Annotated in this window: 10 protein-coding genes; 2 read left to right on the top strand and 8 right to left on the bottom strand. The window is 43.8% G+C overall.

The genetic code is table 11. The features are described 5' to 3' along the window. Positions 1-31: 31 nt before the first annotated feature. Complete coding sequence (locus tag AC6CIB_RS11250) at positions 32-589, top strand: hypothetical protein (RefSeq protein WP_498280709.1); 558 nt, start codon at positions 32-34, stop codon at positions 587-589. Between the two features lie 43 nt (positions 590-632). Here AC6CIB_RS11250 and AC6CIB_RS11245 read toward each other — a convergent pair whose 3' ends face one another. Then, on the bottom strand, positions 633-1,778 hold the full coding sequence (locus AC6CIB_RS11245) for a heparan-alpha-glucosaminide N-acetyltransferase domain-containing protein (protein WP_498280707.1): 1,146 nt from the start codon (positions 1,776-1,778) through the stop codon (positions 633-635). A 120-nt stretch (positions 1,779-1,898) separates the two neighbouring features. Between AC6CIB_RS11245 and AC6CIB_RS11240 the strand changes: the two genes are divergently transcribed. After that, complete coding sequence (locus AC6CIB_RS11240) at positions 1,899-2,633, top strand: PIG-L family deacetylase (RefSeq protein WP_498280705.1); 735 nt, start codon at positions 1,899-1,901, stop codon at positions 2,631-2,633. Between the two features lie 290 nt (positions 2,634-2,923). On the opposite strand, the gene AC6CIB_RS11235 is transcribed toward AC6CIB_RS11240, so the two are convergent. From AC6CIB_RS11235 to AC6CIB_RS11205, 7 genes are all read right to left on the bottom strand, one after another. Beyond that, positions 2,924-5,377 (bottom strand): cell wall-binding repeat-containing protein, encoded by a 2,454-nt coding sequence (locus AC6CIB_RS11235; RefSeq protein WP_498280703.1) that lies wholly within the window; start codon positions 5,375-5,377, stop codon positions 2,924-2,926. A 168-nt stretch (positions 5,378-5,545) separates the two neighbouring features. Beyond that, positions 5,546-9,517 (bottom strand): cell wall-binding repeat-containing protein, encoded by a 3,972-nt coding sequence (locus AC6CIB_RS11230; protein WP_498280702.1) that lies wholly within the window; start codon positions 9,515-9,517, stop codon positions 5,546-5,548. A gap of 250 nt (positions 9,518-9,767) precedes the next feature. After that, positions 9,768-11,297, bottom strand: coding sequence for an AbgT family transporter (locus tag AC6CIB_RS11225; protein WP_498280700.1), 1,530 nt, complete (start codon positions 11,295-11,297; stop codon positions 9,768-9,770). 194 nt (positions 11,298-11,491) lie between these two features. Then, entirely contained in the window at positions 11,492-12,799 is a 1,308-nt protein-coding gene (locus AC6CIB_RS11220) for a hypothetical protein (protein ID WP_498281384.1), read from the bottom strand. A gap of 6 nt (positions 12,800-12,805) precedes the next feature. Beyond that, entirely contained in the window at positions 12,806-14,038 is a 1,233-nt protein-coding gene (locus tag AC6CIB_RS11215) for a M20 family metallo-hydrolase (protein ID WP_498280698.1), read from the bottom strand. A 14-nt stretch (positions 14,039-14,052) separates the two neighbouring features. After that, entirely contained in the window at positions 14,053-15,357 is a 1,305-nt protein-coding gene (locus tag AC6CIB_RS11210) for an amidohydrolase (RefSeq protein WP_498280696.1), read from the bottom strand. After that, a complete protein-coding gene (locus AC6CIB_RS11205) occupies positions 15,354-16,556 on the bottom strand; it encodes a M20 metallopeptidase family protein (RefSeq protein ID WP_498280694.1) in 1,203 nt (400 codons plus the stop codon). The genes AC6CIB_RS11210 and AC6CIB_RS11205 overlap by 4 nt, the downstream gene beginning before the upstream one ends. Positions 16,557-16,816 lie beyond the last annotated feature (260 nt).

Raw genomic sequence — 16,816 nt, 5'->3', positions numbered from 1 at the left:
AACCATACATAAGAAAGAAGGCATACTACCCATGGAGTCTCTCACACAATCAGTTGCAACCATCTATAAAAAACTGGTCATACACCTTGATAAGGACAAGCTCCGCGAAGAAATAAATAATCATTTACTCCAAACGATGAAAAGCTCTTCAACAGAGGAAGAATACACAAAGAATTTGGTGAAGGCCATTGTTTTTCATGTTGAATCAACAAAAGCTCTTCATGGAATTCTGCAGCCTCTTCTGTTAAATGTAAAATATCCTAACCTCGCTGGTGTTTCGAAGCTTATGAATCGCGCACATGTACGCATTGAAAATGACATGGAGGGACTAATCCCCCTTTATCAGGAGCGGATTGAGAGTGAAGAATCAGTTAATGATATCGTCACCCAGTTGGAAATTTACTTTACGACGACCTTCACCGAACTTCGATTAACGTACCGTTTCGTCGACGCATTCGGTACAGAGAGTAATAAAGAGCTGTTCCAGCCTTTATTTGATTTTCCAGCTGAAGAAGTAGGAGAAACCATCTTGAAATACACAAGAACCTATGCAAGTCTCCTATTTGAAAAAACACTAAATCAGAAATAGTTGAAGGTCCGTCCCTCAACCTGCGGGACGGACCTTCTTTCTTCTATACTTTCAAATACCATTTCTTCTTATGACAGACAAAGGCTACGACCGTCCAGAAGAGCAGGTTAAGTAATCCATATGCCAGTTGCGGATGTGGGGCAAACGTTGCCACCCATTCATTTATCACTCTGGACCACGATTTCTCAATGCCATCATGCGTGATCGAAAGATGGATCAGTACGGAACCGAGCATGAATTTACCGAAATAGATCAAGAAGCTATTGCGTCCATAGGCTTCGAGGAACCAAACAACGGGCTTCAGCGCCGTCTCTTTGGCGTCTACTTTTCGTTTATCGAATACTAGATACAAAATCGATAGCATACCAGCGGCAAATCCAGCTGCCAATAAGGCAAACGCAGGCGTCCATAATCGCTTATTATAGGGAAGGAACTGATCCCACGCGAGGGACAGGGCGAACAATAGAGCGCCTATCCCCAATAGTTCCCGCCACGCCCCTGTCTCTTTACGGGTCACTATTAATCGTCCGAATGCATATCCGAAAAGAACATTTGATAAGGCGGACAAACTGGTGACCAAACCTTCAGGGTCATACCCCCGCTCGCCATGATGATATAAATGACTCTCCCCAAACACTGCACTATCAACCACATGTGAAGGATTGCATTCCGGCTGAGGCAACCCTCCTTCACACGATTGACCTGTGTATAGGATGAGCCCCCCATACACCGACGACACCAACAAGGCAATCATCATCAACTTCATAGGAGATTGTACAAACTTGGTGATCGCCACCGTAACAATTCCCAGAAGGGCAAACATCTGTAATACACCGGTCAGGCGAATAGTCGGGAAATCCAACGTCCATTCCACAATAATCGTAAAAATGATGCCGTACACAATCAATCGGACGGTCCGCTTTAAAATCTTCTCCCATTTCACCCCGCGCTGATACGCAATCGCCATACTCACACCGAAAATGGTGATGAACGTAGGTAAAATGATATCAATCAAGGTGACCCCATACCATTCCGCATGTCGGAAATAGGGGTAGTCCACCTTCCCATAAGGAATCGTACTTAAAAACACGGATAATGCTACAATAATCCCTCGTAACATATCGAGGGAATAGACTCTTCTTTTCTTTGTCACTTGTATCGGCTTTTCTGTTGGTTGAACTTGTTCCATACTCCGTTCCTTTCACTTCACGTTCTATACTTTCCTACTATGAAAGTATACACCAGCACAAAAAACTTTGGTAGAATCAATGAGTAAAGATTTAACTATTTTCTCTCCTTGGAGGTCAGCATGCGATCTATCTATTTATCCATTATACTATTATTATCCGCCTTCCTGAGCGGCTGTACTCTTTTTGAAAAAGAACCTGAAACCTCTGTCTTTTACGCTCCACACGCAGACGACGAAACGCTCAGCTTAGGGCCTTCCATCCTACGTCAAATCGACAAGGGAAATGAAGTAGCCGTGGTACTGCTCTCCCATGGTGAAGCCAGCCAATCGATCAAAAAAGTCAATGAGAACCTAAAAGAAAAAAACCTTCCCACCATTTCTAAAGAGAAGTTCGGTGACTCACGGGTAAACGAATTTAGAAAGTCCGTGAAAGAATTGGGAGTCAAGTCGGAGAATGTCTTCGTATACGACCTTCCCGATGGTGATATGAAAGAAGACGAAGTCATGACCATCATGAAGGAAATGAACGAACGATACCCTGAAGCAAGACACCATGCCTTATCCTATCATGACCCTCATCATGACCACGCTGCATCAGGATCAGCCTTAAAACAACTGGTTGAAGACGGGACCATTCAATCGGCTCTTTATTATCTTCCCGTTCAAGAGTTTAAGAATATGGAGTACGACGACACTTACCCTGTACCTGATGGGCTTTCTCATGAGTATAGTAAGAGTTTGGATGCTTATCGGATTTGGGAGCCTGCAGAAGGGTTTTATCGTATTGGGTATACTTCGGTGGAGCCTTATTTTGTTGAGGCTGGGAAGTTTAGGGAGAGTCGTTGGCATAAGTAGAAAAAACATCCCCATTGTGTTTAGCGGGGATGTTTTTTCTAATAATTCCAACTCCCTGATAAGAAGTATTTCTATAGTGAATTATGGACAATCAAGCTCTTTAAGGAAGCAGCTATTACGTTCCTGCTACCCAATGTTTAAGAAGATCAAAATTATAAATAAACTATATGGTGATCCTACATACATCTAATCATTCCTCTGTAGTTTGCGTTAACCATCCATAGCTATTTTAAAATCATATTGACAAAAAAAGCCATCGAAATCAATCGATGGCTTCTTATTATTTTGAGTTATTTCATTAACTTCTCAACTACAGCATCACTTACAGCATTTTCTCCACCAAGAATGTGGAAATCCTTCGCTTTTAACTCTTCAATGGCATCAGAAGTGACAGCTGGTAGATTATCAGGCTGTACTAAGAGCATAGAAGCATTTTCTTTTGCTGCAAGGACAGAACCTGCTAATGCATCGGCAAAATTCTTTCCAGTCGCTAAGTATACTTTAGTTGATGGATTAAGATCAGTTGCGATTTTTGCTGCCGTACCGTAACGATTAAGACCGAAGTAACGAGTCGCTTCAGGAAGTGATTCCATTACGTCCTTGCTTACTACAGCTTCACCACCGACTACGATCGTACTGTCGATCCCTTTTAAAGCTTTCTTTGTCTCAGCTGGAAGTTTATCTGAATCCGTTAACAGGATCGGATATCCATTGCTCGCTGCATAAGAAGCGATGGCAAGGGCATCAGGGAAGTTTTTACCGTTTGCCATTACTGCTTTCTCTGGTGATCCTCCCAGACTCGCAGCGATATTCACGGCCGTCTCCCAGCGGTCATCCCCACCAATACGGTCTACATCAAGACCCATTCCTTCAAGCTGATACTTCACATAGTTACTTACAGCACCTTTTCCACCAAGAATAATGACATTCTTAGCACCAAGACGCTTGATTTCTGCTTTTGCCGCTCCGTTTAATGTACCTTTTTCCGTTAACAGGATCGGTGCATCATGCTTGTATGCAAGCGGTGCCCCGGCAAGAGCATCAGGGAACGAATCTCCACGGGCAAGGATGACCGTATCCGATGTTTCCCAACCTTTTTTGGAAATTTCAACGGCTGTCTCGTAACGAGTATCACCAGTCAGGCGTGTTACTTCCGGAGCTTCTTCTTGAACGATTCGATTTTCAACAGCTGGTGATATAGGGTTGTTCTTTTCAAGGTAAGAAGTGAACACCTCAAAATCGACAACGAATAATTCTGTCATGCGTCCTTCTTCTTTCGCTTCCTTGAACATTGTATAACCGTCTCCACCATCGGCAGTAAAGGCGTTTGTTGCTACAGAGTACATCATTTCAGGGTCAATCTCTTCAAAACCGTTGTCTGTCTTCACTTCTACGGACCATACTCGTTCCCCGGCAGGTTTGCTTACATCATACTTGAAGTTAATCCCTGACACTTGAAGGAATTCACCTGGTGCATCTTCCCCTTCGACTCTGGCTACACTGTGCTCAAGGGCATCCATAATTTCTTGTCCCGTTAAATCAATAGTTACCAGGTTGTTTCCAAATGGCATGGTCGTTAAAACTTCTCCAAGAGTGATTTCACCGGCATCGATTGAAGCACGGATCCCTCCACCATTTTGAAGACCGATATGCGTTTCCACGAATTCATTTGCTTTCGCAACCATACCGTCCGCGATTAAGTTTCCTAGGTTTGTTTCTTTTCTGCGAACGTCTGCACGCTCACCATCTAACGCTACTTTGGTGTTTCCTACAACTTCTTTCTTTAACTCATCAAGAGGTGCTTTGAACTCTCCTACCTTCGCAAGAGCCTCAGCATTTTCTTCATAGCTTTCAAGATCCAGTACTTCACCATTATGACTTGTTACTACACCTTCATCATCAAATGTTACATCTAATAGTCCAAGCAGGTTCAGGTATTCGCCGGCTTGAACGATCAGTGTAGGCTCCTCCTTCTCAATGACCACAGGCTCATCAAGTACAGTATGAGAGTGACCGCCCACGATGATATCAAGTCCTTCTACTTCTTCGGCCAATTCTAAGTCATTCGAGTATCCCAGGTGAGAAAGGACGATGATTTTATTGACGCCTTTATCTTTAAGCATCGCGATTGTTGCCTTCGATTTTTCAACTGCATCTTCAAAGACGACGTTTTCTCCAGGGTTAGCGATGAATTCTGTGTCTGGAGTCGTTAATCCGTAGATTCCCACTTTCTCTCCATCTACTTCTTTGATCATTGCAGGGTAGACGTTTCCGCCGTCACCAGGCTGGCCAATTTCATTTTTGAAAAGGGGTTCCAAATCCGTATCACCTGTAACGGTAACATTTGATGAAACCATCGGGAAGTTCATTTTTTTTATGAAATCTGCGAGGGTTTTAGAATCTTTATCGAATTCATGGTTCCCCAGAGTCATGGCATCGAAGCCAAGCTCGTTCATAAAGTGTAAGTCGGCTTGGCCAAGATATTGACGGAAGTAAAGGGTTCCCGAGAATACGTCACCAGCGTCTACCAGTAAAGAGTTCGCTTTTTCAACGCGCAGTTCATTAACTGCGGTTACTAAACGGGGATATCCTTCAACATGAGCATGAGTATCGTTGGTATGCATAATCGTTAAATCAAATTCTTCCCCTTCTGCAGAAGCTGAAGTAGCAGGGGATACTGCAAAAATAGCAGTGGCCAAAGCTGCAGTCGATAACACACCGTATAGAGATTTTTTAATATTCATTTGGTTCATCCCTTCGTTTTCATATGTAGGTTTTTGTCGGAATCCCTCCACAAAACCAATTATATAGTAATTTTTTGGTTAAGTGTGCCAATTTTACTAATTTTATCAATTAATATAGAACTTTTTACACATAGTCAGGGGGGAACGAATCCCCCCACCTTTTTTCAATTATTTCTTCAGTTGTTTTAAAACTTCTTCATTTACAGCATTCTTTCCGCCGACAACGTGGAAGTTAGAAATATTGTCCATTTCAATTGCTTCCATGATGTCCGCAGGTATCTCATCTTTCTTCACTAAAAGGATTTCAGCACCCTTTTTAGCTGCCAGCACGGAACCGGCCAGTGCATCGGCAAAATTGGCTCCTGTTGCCACAATCGCATAGTTTGTTTGAGGAGTTAAGTGCTTCGCAATTTCAGCTGATGTTTCATAGCGATCCAGTCCACTATAACGGGTCGCTCCATCAAAGCTCTCAAAAATTTCTGTGCTGATCGCATTTTCGCCACCAACGACGATTTTTTCATCAATGTCTTTTAATACTTTATTAGAGGCTTCTGACAATTTGTCTTGAGCAGATAGTACAATCGGATATCCATTCTGTGCTGCATAAGAAGCAACAGAAAGGGCATCAGCGAATTGGTATGCATTTGCTACAATCGCCTTTTCAGGATCCCCATCCAATTTAGCAGCGATATTTGCCGCTGTTTCAAATCGATCGTCACCTGAAATACGGTCTGTTTTCAAACCTAATCCTTTAAGCTGATATTGAACATACTTGGATACGGCACCTTCACCACCAAGGATGATCGCTTTCTTCGCACCTAAACGTTTGATTTCTTCTTGTACTTCAGCGTTCAAACTGCCTTGCTGCGTCAATAAGATCGGTGCATCATGTTTGTATGCAAGTGGAGCTCCTGCAAGGGCATCAGGGAATTTATCGCCCCTGGCAATGATCACTGTGTCTGAGGACTCCCAGCCTTTTTTAGAGATCTCAATGGCCGTTTGGTAACGATCGTCACCTGAAATGCGTTCTACCTTGTTTTCAAACTGAATCTTAGCCAGGACAGGATCGTGATCACTCGCACGTCCATCTTCTTCACTAAAATCAGAGTTGATGTTGATACTATCAATCATCGTTGTTTTTGCCAGATTATTCGTCACTAGAATATGATCAAGAACTTGAGAGTTTCCTTGATAAATATACGTGTAGCGTTCCTCTGCAGGGAGCTTTTCCATCATATTGGTCAGGACGTCCCCTTCGAGAGTATTGATTGGAGCAGAGAATTCGAAGTCGTTCAGGTCACCCAGAACCACAACATTTGCATCGTCTACTTTTTCGTTAGCATCTTTCACAAACTGATTTAAGACTTTAGCTTGCTCAATACGCTGTACCTCACTACCAAGCACAACCGGATGATCTGCACCGAATAAAGCTCCGTCACCACCTTTGGAGTTAAAGTGGTTTGCTACGACGATGACTTTTTCACCGTTAAACATGAATTCGGCTGCAAGGGCTTTACGGGAATCGTCAAATGCTTCGTTTGTGGGATCGATGCGTCCCGGGTTATGAGTAAGTCCATCTTCATCAACACCCACAGAAGTCACCGCATCTCCAGCTTCTTTATCTGTTAATTGGACACGTTCTGGGTTGTAGATGAAACCTACACGGATGTTTCCACCAGGCTGCCCGCCATCTGTTTTATCCAAAGGTGCGATATCGGTGAATTCATAAGTCGGTCCGCCCGCTTCTTCAATGGCCTTGATGATTGTCTCATAGGATGCACTTGCATCTGTCGTACCATCATCTGTTGGCCCGTTATTATCCTGAACCTCGACCAGGCCAATGATATCTGGCGTTTTCATATTCGAAACAATTGAGTCAGCAATCTTCTCAACTTTACTTTCTTCAATTCCAGCATAGAAGTTTTCAATATTATAAGAAGCAATCGTTAGATCTTCTTTTACCGGAGTAATCGACGTTACTTCCTGCGCTGTTTCCCCATCAACAACTGTAGGGAATGTTCCTGTTGGACGGATCTTAAAGTTGCTATAATCATAGCTTACGTTTCCGGTAACGGAACCATCCAGCATATCACCTGTTTTCACATTGATATTAATGCCGTCCACGTCGATCAGCATGCGTTCAGGGTTATAATCTTCAGGAGAAATCAATACTCCCCCTGCTCTTGTGCGAAGTTGATCTTCGCTTGTATTCACCACTACAGGAAGTTCATCATATTTTACCGGACCTGTAATCGTAGCATCCGGAATTTCAATCAGCATTCCTTCAAGACTCTCATAGAAGTCCAGTCCGTCTGATCCCGGATCGAATGTTTTCATTTCATCATCTTCAATGATTTCAGTTGGAGGTACACGGTCTACCCCCATCATGATGGCTGCAGGTCCTGTATTGTCTGAAGATTCTACAGTAACGGCTGATGCCGTGATTTGAGTTGTAAGAAGATCTTTAGCATCATCGTAGCCATCTTCTCTCCACTCTTTTACTTGTCCAGCCACGTTTACTTTATCCCCGACTTTGACAGAGTTGCCCTTTGCATAAACATAGATGCCTTCAGAAGTAGCCAGATTATCGTCCGGTGTCTCTTCCTGCATATAAAATGCATTGGAACCGGCCTTCGCTGTCACAATTCCTTGAACGTTAGAGACGGTCATATTTTCGTAAGGAGAGGCATGGGAATCTCCTTGAATATCATGAATGCTTAAACCATCAGCAGATTTAAGGATTTTGTAGATGAAAGTGGAAACATCGCTTGTGTTGCCCTCTTTTACAACAACTGCTTTAATCGTTACATCCGCAGTAAGTTCGATCGGTGTTATATATTCTGGACTGGAAGCTGTCGGATCCGTTCCATCGATCGTGTAATGAATGGATCCATCTTCCGTTGCCGTTTGAAGTGTAACCTTCGTTCCTTCTACAACAGACCCTGAAGCAGGATCAGCGGTTACAGAGAAGGCAGTTTCAATTACATCTGACGTATTACGCGGGACCAATTTGTATTCGTCAAAGTTATAATCAACCACGCCGCGAAGAATTTCGTACGTTTTGCCAACTTCAAGCATCGTACTATCGTTTGGTTTGATGACGAACTCACCAGAGCTGTCTGTTGCAGTGAAATTACCGTTGCTGTCTTTGGATTCCACTGTCACATCCGTCAATTCAACGAACATTCCTTCGTGATTTTCACCATTTTCAGCTGTGAGGTCTGTAGAGATAAGAGGGGCTGGTGAAGGTACTCCCTTGTCTTCTTCTGTAATTTCAACGCTTGAAGCAGTCGCTTCAATTTGCTGCATTCCATAATAGTCACCCAGTTTACCCTCTGCGATTACTTCGTCACCTGGCTCGGCAGTAAGTCCGCTTCCCCTGATGATGACACCAGCTGTTCCATCCTGGATAAACAGGTTCGTTTGACCTCCTGCTTCAAAGGCTGCTGTCGCAATACCTTGTACTTTAACAACCGTGCCTTTAGGAGCTGTGCGTGCTTCAGCAATGGTGGAAAGTTCAACAGGGGTTGGTTCTGGAGCCGGTTCATCTGATAGATGCGTTCCGAGATCACTGAATACATCTTTGCCTTGATCATACCATTCTCCGCTTAGATCAAATGCATCGGTTACGTCTGCATCTCCTGTCACCACAGAATCACTACGGACGATCGAGACGTCTTTTGCGAAGTCGGCTTCTGAACCAACCTGTCCGAGTGAATCAATCACAGTGCCATTCTTCTTTAATGTAATGGGATCATTCCCGTTGAAATTGATGATAAAGCTGTCTTGAATATCTGCTTTAGCAAGGATGGCTGAATCAGCCTGTTTGTGAGCAATTACTAAAGTTTCCCCTGCATTAAGAGTGCCTGTTAAAGGAAATGTCTTATCCGTTTCTGCTGCACCATTTGTATGTAATTCCAAGGAGTAGTTCGATAAATCAATTGCTTCACCAGTACCGTTATAAAGTTCAATTGCTTTATTGTAACTGGATCCTTCGATATATTCAGAAATGATTAAGTCCTGAAATGCCTCGTCTGCAGCGGATACGTGCTGTGATAGAGGAGGTGCAAACAAGCTTAAAGCCATACTGGAAGCAACTGTTACACTTAACAATTGGCGCTTCATTGTTTTCCCGTTCATTTTCTTCCCCCTGTTCGTAGTTTAGTAAAGTGGGAGATTCGCCACCATCTACCAGTATACAACAGTATTTGTCATAATAGTGTAAAAATAGGGTAAATTAACTCAATTTTTGTTAGCGCTTACATTTTTATTGAGTAAATTTGAACTATAAAAATTGACAAAGCCCGGTTCTGGAGCTTATCAACAGCTCTTGAACCGGGCTTATGATCATTTTTTAGTTAAATGGTGGTAACAGTTGAAATTCTGCCTTTTACAAGTAAACCCCTACCCCAGGACCAAATGGAATGCCTAATAACGCAAAAGTCAGGAGTAATACGATCCATACAGATAAGAAAGCAATCGTATAAGGAAGCATCAAGGAAATCAGGGTCCCAAGTCCCGCTTTCTTATCATACTCCTTCATAAAGGCAAGAATCACGATGATATACGGGTTCATCGGCGTGATGATGTTCGTTGATGAGTCCGCAATACGATAGGCCGCTTGTACAAACGCCGGGTTATATCCAAGTGTGGCAAACATTGGGATAAAGATCGGTGCTTCCAATGCCCATTGAGCGGATCCACTAAAGATTAATAGGTTCAATAATGCTGTCAACAGCACAAATCCGATGATGGCTGCAAGTCCCGTCATATTGATTGATTCCAGGAAATTCGCTCCGCTGACCGCTACCCATGTCCCTAGATTTGTCCAATCGAAGTATGCGATAAACTGTGCGGCTGCAAAGATTAATACGATATAACCGCCCATGTCTTTCATCGCTTCTGTCATATACTTTGGTACGTCTCTTGACGACTGAATTTTCTTCACGGTGACCCCATAAGCAACCCCGATCACGATAAAGAAGAATAGCGTGATGGGAATGATTCCAGATAAGAAGGTAGAAGGAATAAGTCCCCCATCTTCATTTCGCATCGGAGAGTTCGGCCAGGCGATTGAAACGACTAACAGTACGATGAATGCTAATCCTGCGAGGGTAGCATTTCGAAGTCCCTTTCCTTCTAACGGACTCTCTTCTTCTAATGTTTTATCTACTTTCCCTTTGTATGTTCCTAAACGGGGTTCAACAATTTTTTCTGTGACAAAAGCTCCTACAGCTGTAAGAAGGACAACAGAAGCAATCATAAAGTACCAGTTATCCACCGGCGTTACCGTTACTTCAAAAGCTCTGGCAGCTTCTGTTGAAATCCCGGCTAATAAAGCATCAGTTCCGGTAATGATAAAGTTTGCCGTAAAACCTGCTCCTACTCCCGAGAACCCGGCAGCAAGTCCCGCCAGAGGATGTCTTCCCACCGTATAGAAAATCATGGCGGCAAGTGGAGGAATGATAACGAACGCTGCATCGGACGCCAGGTTCCCCATGATCCCTACCATAATAACAGCGTATGTAATCAATCCTTTTGGAGCGTTTAAAACCGTTTTCTTAATCGCTGTCTCAAGAAGACCTACCTTTTCCGCAAGTCCAATCCCCAGCATCATCGCTAATACGAGGCCGAGTGGAGCGAAGCCGGTAAAGTTATCGAGCATGGAGGTCAGGATGTATTGGAGTCCCTCTCCAGATACCAGGCTCTTGATCGCTAACTCTTCTCCATTTTTCGGGTGTATCACCGTCACACCCAGACTTGAAATAAACCAGGAAAATAAAACAATAAAGACAGATAAGTACACAAACAACATGAATGGGTCAGGGAGTTTATTCCCTACCTTTTCAATTCCACCTAAAAGTCGAAGATATCCCTTCTCCTTTTGAGGTGAATTCGGCTCTAAATTGGGATTTGTCATGAGGTCACTCCTTCATAAAAATGTTTTAAGGAATAATTCCTTTTTACTTCCGTTAATAAGTATTTCGATATTGATTGTATAAATCCTCTTTATTTTTTAATATTTATGAGAAAATTTTAAATTTACGGATTACTGCTTAGACGAATATAAAAAATCCCCCACTCATAGATAGAGTAAGGGATTTCTGGATCCACTTATTTAAGTTGGAAACGATACAACTTTCTCGGTCTTCCCCTGCCTCCACTTTGTTCTTCACCGCTAATGGACACAATCCCGATTCGTTCCATTTCAGTAAGGATTCTGCGTCCGTTCCGTTCGGTGCTTTTCAGCCAGCGGGACAGATCCTGGGACGTGATCTCCTCTTTGTCATAGTGACGGGAAAGAGAAAGGATTTTTGAAACGATAGCCGAACTGATAGAAGCCTCCTTAAAAGTTTCCTTCCATTCATCCCCCCAAATGTTGAGAGAGTAGGTAATGGACTCGGACGATGGAAGGATTTCGGTTACCGTCTTGTCTTCATTGACACTTATGACGATGGAAGATTCGTGCTTTCTCGCATGTTGAAAAGCAAGACGGACATGATGTTCCGCTTCTAACACGGTCACCCCAAACCCTAATCCCACACGAATATCCAAATCTGTATGGGCCTTCACTTCCTGAGTCAATGTAGTGAAAACCGACTCCTTCTCATGAAGGTCGAGTTCCCCTCTCGTTGTATAAACGAAGAATAATCCGTCCCCTAGTTGAACCATGGATCCATTGATCTTCTGGGCAATATCCAGGAGGTTTCGTTTCAGATCCAGTTCTTGATGCTTCATTTTATAGGAGAAATGTGACTCGTCCAAGGTCTGGGTGGAATAGATGACTTCGATTCCAACGATGGCAATTTGGGATTTTTGATATTTCCTCGATTGTGCCCTCTCTAATAAATACTGCAAAATCATCCGGATGGATAAATTCGTTGGTACGACACGGTAACAAGGAATGCCTGCTTCAGTGAGACGCTTCTGAACACTTTGAATACACGTGATCGCCGTTTCAATTTCACCTTTTTCGTAAAGGGAACGATGATAGTCTACGAGCTCATCTGCCCTTCGGTATCCTTCATATGGATAGCTTGAGATTTCAAGTTGATCAAATGAGTGAAATTGAACCGCGGTTTCAATTTCCTCCTTTGAAATCGTATCAATACTGATTTTATTTAATAGAGTCCGTTCTTTCATTTGCGCCTCTAATAATGCACCGAAAAAGCTGGATCCGTGCAGGGGAGGAAAGCTTCCTTCCTTATCCGTGATCCATCCTTTTTCCAGCGCATAGTAAAAAGGGGACTGTCCCGAAAAGAACCATTGATCAACCAAGCCCCTGTTCTTCTCAAGAATCGCTTCTATCTCATTCACCCCATGATAGGGAAAATTCATAAGTTCTATATTGTCAAAATGAGTGGCCACATGATTGATCCGCTGTATCGAATCATCCGGGCCGATGACACCAATTTTTATCATCAACTGTTATTCACCTGCTTCTTGCCGCAATACTTCAGCTAGAATCTCAACACCTGCATACAAGTCTTCTAACGAGCTATGTTCCTTTGGATGATGGCTGATCCCTTTTTCACAGGGAATGAATATTAAAGCAGAAGGCCATTTCGCTGCCATATTCATGACGTCATGCCCTGCCCCGCTATCCATTTCAAACGTGTTGTAGCCCAGGGATTCCCCGGCTTGTTTGACTCTGGCTGTCAGCTCTTCATCTAATAGAATAGAAGGATTATCTACAAGAGTTTCTAGGTTGATTGTAACATTAAATTCATTCTCTAAGCTTCGACACTTTTCAATTATCTTATCGGCCATGGATCTCTTTAGGTCATCGTCGACGGAACGAATATCGATTCCCGCTTCTACATAGCCCGGGATGACATTCATAACGTTCGGTTTTACGTTCAACGTGCTGACGGTTGCTACAAGTGGTTTCTGCGACTGATTTGATAGCTTTTCCGCCTCTTGGGAAACAAATGTGATAAGGGGAGCAAGAGCCACAAGTGCGTCCACCCGTTTCCCCATTGGTGTCGTTCCCGTATGACCCGCCATCCCTTCCACCTTTATCTTCAACCGGATCGGACAGGCTACACCTCGGACAATTCCGAATTGGGCACCATGATCTTCGATTTGGGTTCCTTGTTCAATATGAAGTTCGATGAAAGAGAGGATTTCCTCTTGGGATCGCTCAGCTTTTTCAATGGATGACCAGTCCAATCCAGTGGATTCTACCGCTTCTCTTACAGTGACCCCATGACGGTCCTTTACGTTTTCGATCGTCTTATCAAGAATTCCTGCAACACTTTTGCTTCCCAGGGTAGAAACACCAAAACGTGCTGATTCTTCTGAGGCAAAACAGGCCACTTCAATAGAATGATAAGGTTTGAAACCACGGTCTTTTAAAGCTTTCACAGCTCCCAGACCACAAAGAACACCGGCTGCCCCGTCATAGCCTCCTCCATTCTCAACCGTATCCAGATGAGATCCGGTCATGACAACTTGATCGGTCTCCCCTTCCCACCTGGCAAATAGGTTTCCTGCCCGGTCCCTACGTACGGATAACCTCAACGTTTCTGCAACGTTCCGAAACACATTCATAGAAGCAATCTCTCCCTTGGAATATCCCAATCTCGTAAATCCATCGGGTTTTTCCATCGTTTCAACAAGATTTAAAGCTTTTAGAGTTGTACTTAACCAGTCTATCAACTCGTAACCCCCTATTATTGATGAGATAATTTTAAAATAAGACGTGCGAAGGCATCCACTGCCACATTTAATACTCCTTCTTCAAAATCAAATTGATGGTGATGATGTCCGTTTTTCAACCCGGTTCCAAATACCATGAAGGTTGCGCTGCCACCCTGATTTTGGACTTCATTCATCATATAGGTCACATCCTCCGAGGCCTTTAAAGGTAAACCATCGAGAACTTCTGAAATCACCGGACTGTCCTGCACCGCTTCCTTTAGCCATGCTATCCATTCTTTATTGCACTCGGCTTCTACGGTCTCGCCTACCACATCGATTTCTGTGTTCATACTATACAGGTCCCCCGATGCTTGAAGAATTCGCAGGGCTTCTTTCAGCATGTACTGATTAATAGCGGTCGTTTCCCCCCTTGTTTCCATTTCAAGAAGGGCTTCATCAGCAATGATATTTCGTCCTGTTCCAGCTTGAAGCTTCCCTACATTGATCCTGGTCGCCCCTTCAGAATGGCGCGGGATATTATAGAGGTGAAGACTTGCAGCTGCAGCAGCCAATAAAGCATTCCTCCCTTTCTCAGGCTCGAGACCAGCATGGGCCGCTTTTCCTTTATAAGTGACGTTGATTTTGGATGAAGCGAGAAAAGAATGAGTCGTAGCATACACTCGTCCAAGTTTTGTATCCCGAATGCCGATATGACCGCTTGCAAAATAATCGACATTCTCCAGCCAGCCTTTTTTCACCATGGCTTTTGCTCCCCGTCCACCTTCTTCAGCAGGCTGGAAGAGAAGAGTGAACCTTCCACAGAGCTGATCTTTGTAAGCTGATAGGAAGCTTGCCACACCCAATCCGATGGCAGCATGTCCGTCATGACCACAGGCATGCATAACGCTTTCATATTGGGAACGAAAGCCTTCTTTCGTCGGAAAGTGGTGATCAGGATCATCCGATTCCTTGATGGGCAGAGCATCGATATCGAATCGGAATGCCATATGAGGACCAGGCTTACCTGTATCGAATGTGGCAGCCAATCCTGTATGACCACCTTTCATTTTGTCGAGCCAGCCCTTTTCCACGCCTTCTTTCATGGCTCGTTCTTCCTCAATGGCTAAATATTCCTGTGAGGGAACCCCCATTCGCTCCGTGGACTCCAATGCGTCTGTTCCAAGATGAATCGTAAAACCTTGATTGATTAATTCTTTTCCAATCAGATAGGTGGTGACATATTCAGTGAATCCCAGTTCAGGCTTCAGATGTAAGGTGCGTCTGAAGGCAGTGAGTGACGGCACTATTTCGTCAATAAACTGTTTTAAAGAGCTCATAATTTCGACTCCCTTATTTCAAGATTTTTCAAGGTATCCAGTGCAAGCTGGGTCATTACTTCAACCCCTTTTCCTAAAGCACTTTCATTCAATTTAAAACGCGGATCATGGAGTGGGTATTGGGGTTCTGAATTCTTCACAGATGTCCCCAGCCAGTAAAAAGCACCTGGATATTTCTTCAGAAAGCGGGAGAAGTCCTCTCCTCCAAGGGACGGCGAGACCACAGGCGCAGCATCTTCTCCAAGTACTTTTTGGGCAGCGTTACGCACTTCATCCGCCCATTGAGGTGTGTTGACCGTCGCAGGATATCCATCAAAATAGTCAATGATCATATGAGCCCCGAAGCTTTTCCCGACTCCTTCAATGATGGAGTGGAAACGATCCTTCACCATGTCTTTCACTTCCGGTTTGAACGTTCGAATGGTCCCTTCAAGGGTTACTTTATCCGCGATTACGTTGTAGCGGTAACCTCCTTCGATTTTCCCGATGGTGAGGACAGCTGAATCGATGGGATCTGTATTCCTGCTCACAATCGTTTGAAGCTGGGTGATCAGGTTATTGGCAATAATGATGGCGTCATTGGATTGATGGGGCATACTCGCATGTCCACCAGATCCTTTAACGGTAATCTTAAACCGGTCCGAAGCACCCATGATTTCATGATCTACAATCCCGACTTCCCCGACAGGCAGATCCGGCCATACATGCTGCCCGTAAATGACGTCAGGCGTATATTCGTCGAATACTCCATCGTCCATCATTTGCTGAGAACCTCCTACAGGAGCATTCTCCTCCGCCGGTTGGAAGACAAGAAGGACCGTGCCCGCTATGTCCGATTTCAATTGATTCAACACTTTCCCTGTACCAACGAGCATGGCGGTATGAGCATCATGACCGCAGGCATGCATTTTGTTGGGGATGGTGGATTTGTAGGAAAGGTCATTTTCCTCCTGTATTGGCAGAGCATCGATATCAGCTCTTAATGCGACCGTGCCTCCTGGCTTTTCTCCTTTAATGATTCCAAGCACTCCTGTTTTGGCATAGCCCGTTTTAAATGGAATCCCGGCTTCTGCTAATTTCACTTGAATCGTTTTCGATGTTTCGAACTCCTCCCCGCTCACCTCTGGATGCTGGTGAAGGTGTCTCCGTAATTCAATGACTTCATACTCTATTGTTTGGACAAGCTGCTTTAATTCCATGAAAAATCTCCTTTTTCGGCCGAATGATCATTTAAGGAAAAATTCCTTAATAATACCGTTAATACATATATTCGATATAAAGTTGGAAAATCCTATGTGGATGGGAAAGTTTTTTAAAAGAATAGTAAAAGAATAGGGACGGACCTCTGCGCTTTTGCGGAAGCCCGTCCCTATCGTATTCTTCCTTTATACCTACGGCTTAGAGGTCCGTCCCTCTTTCCTTCTCTTTCCTTTTCCTTTCTCACCCATTACACTAAAGG

This window comes from Rossellomorea sp. GQ25 (assembly GCF_059758515.1).
This window is presented reverse-complemented; position numbering and strand designations above follow the sequence as displayed.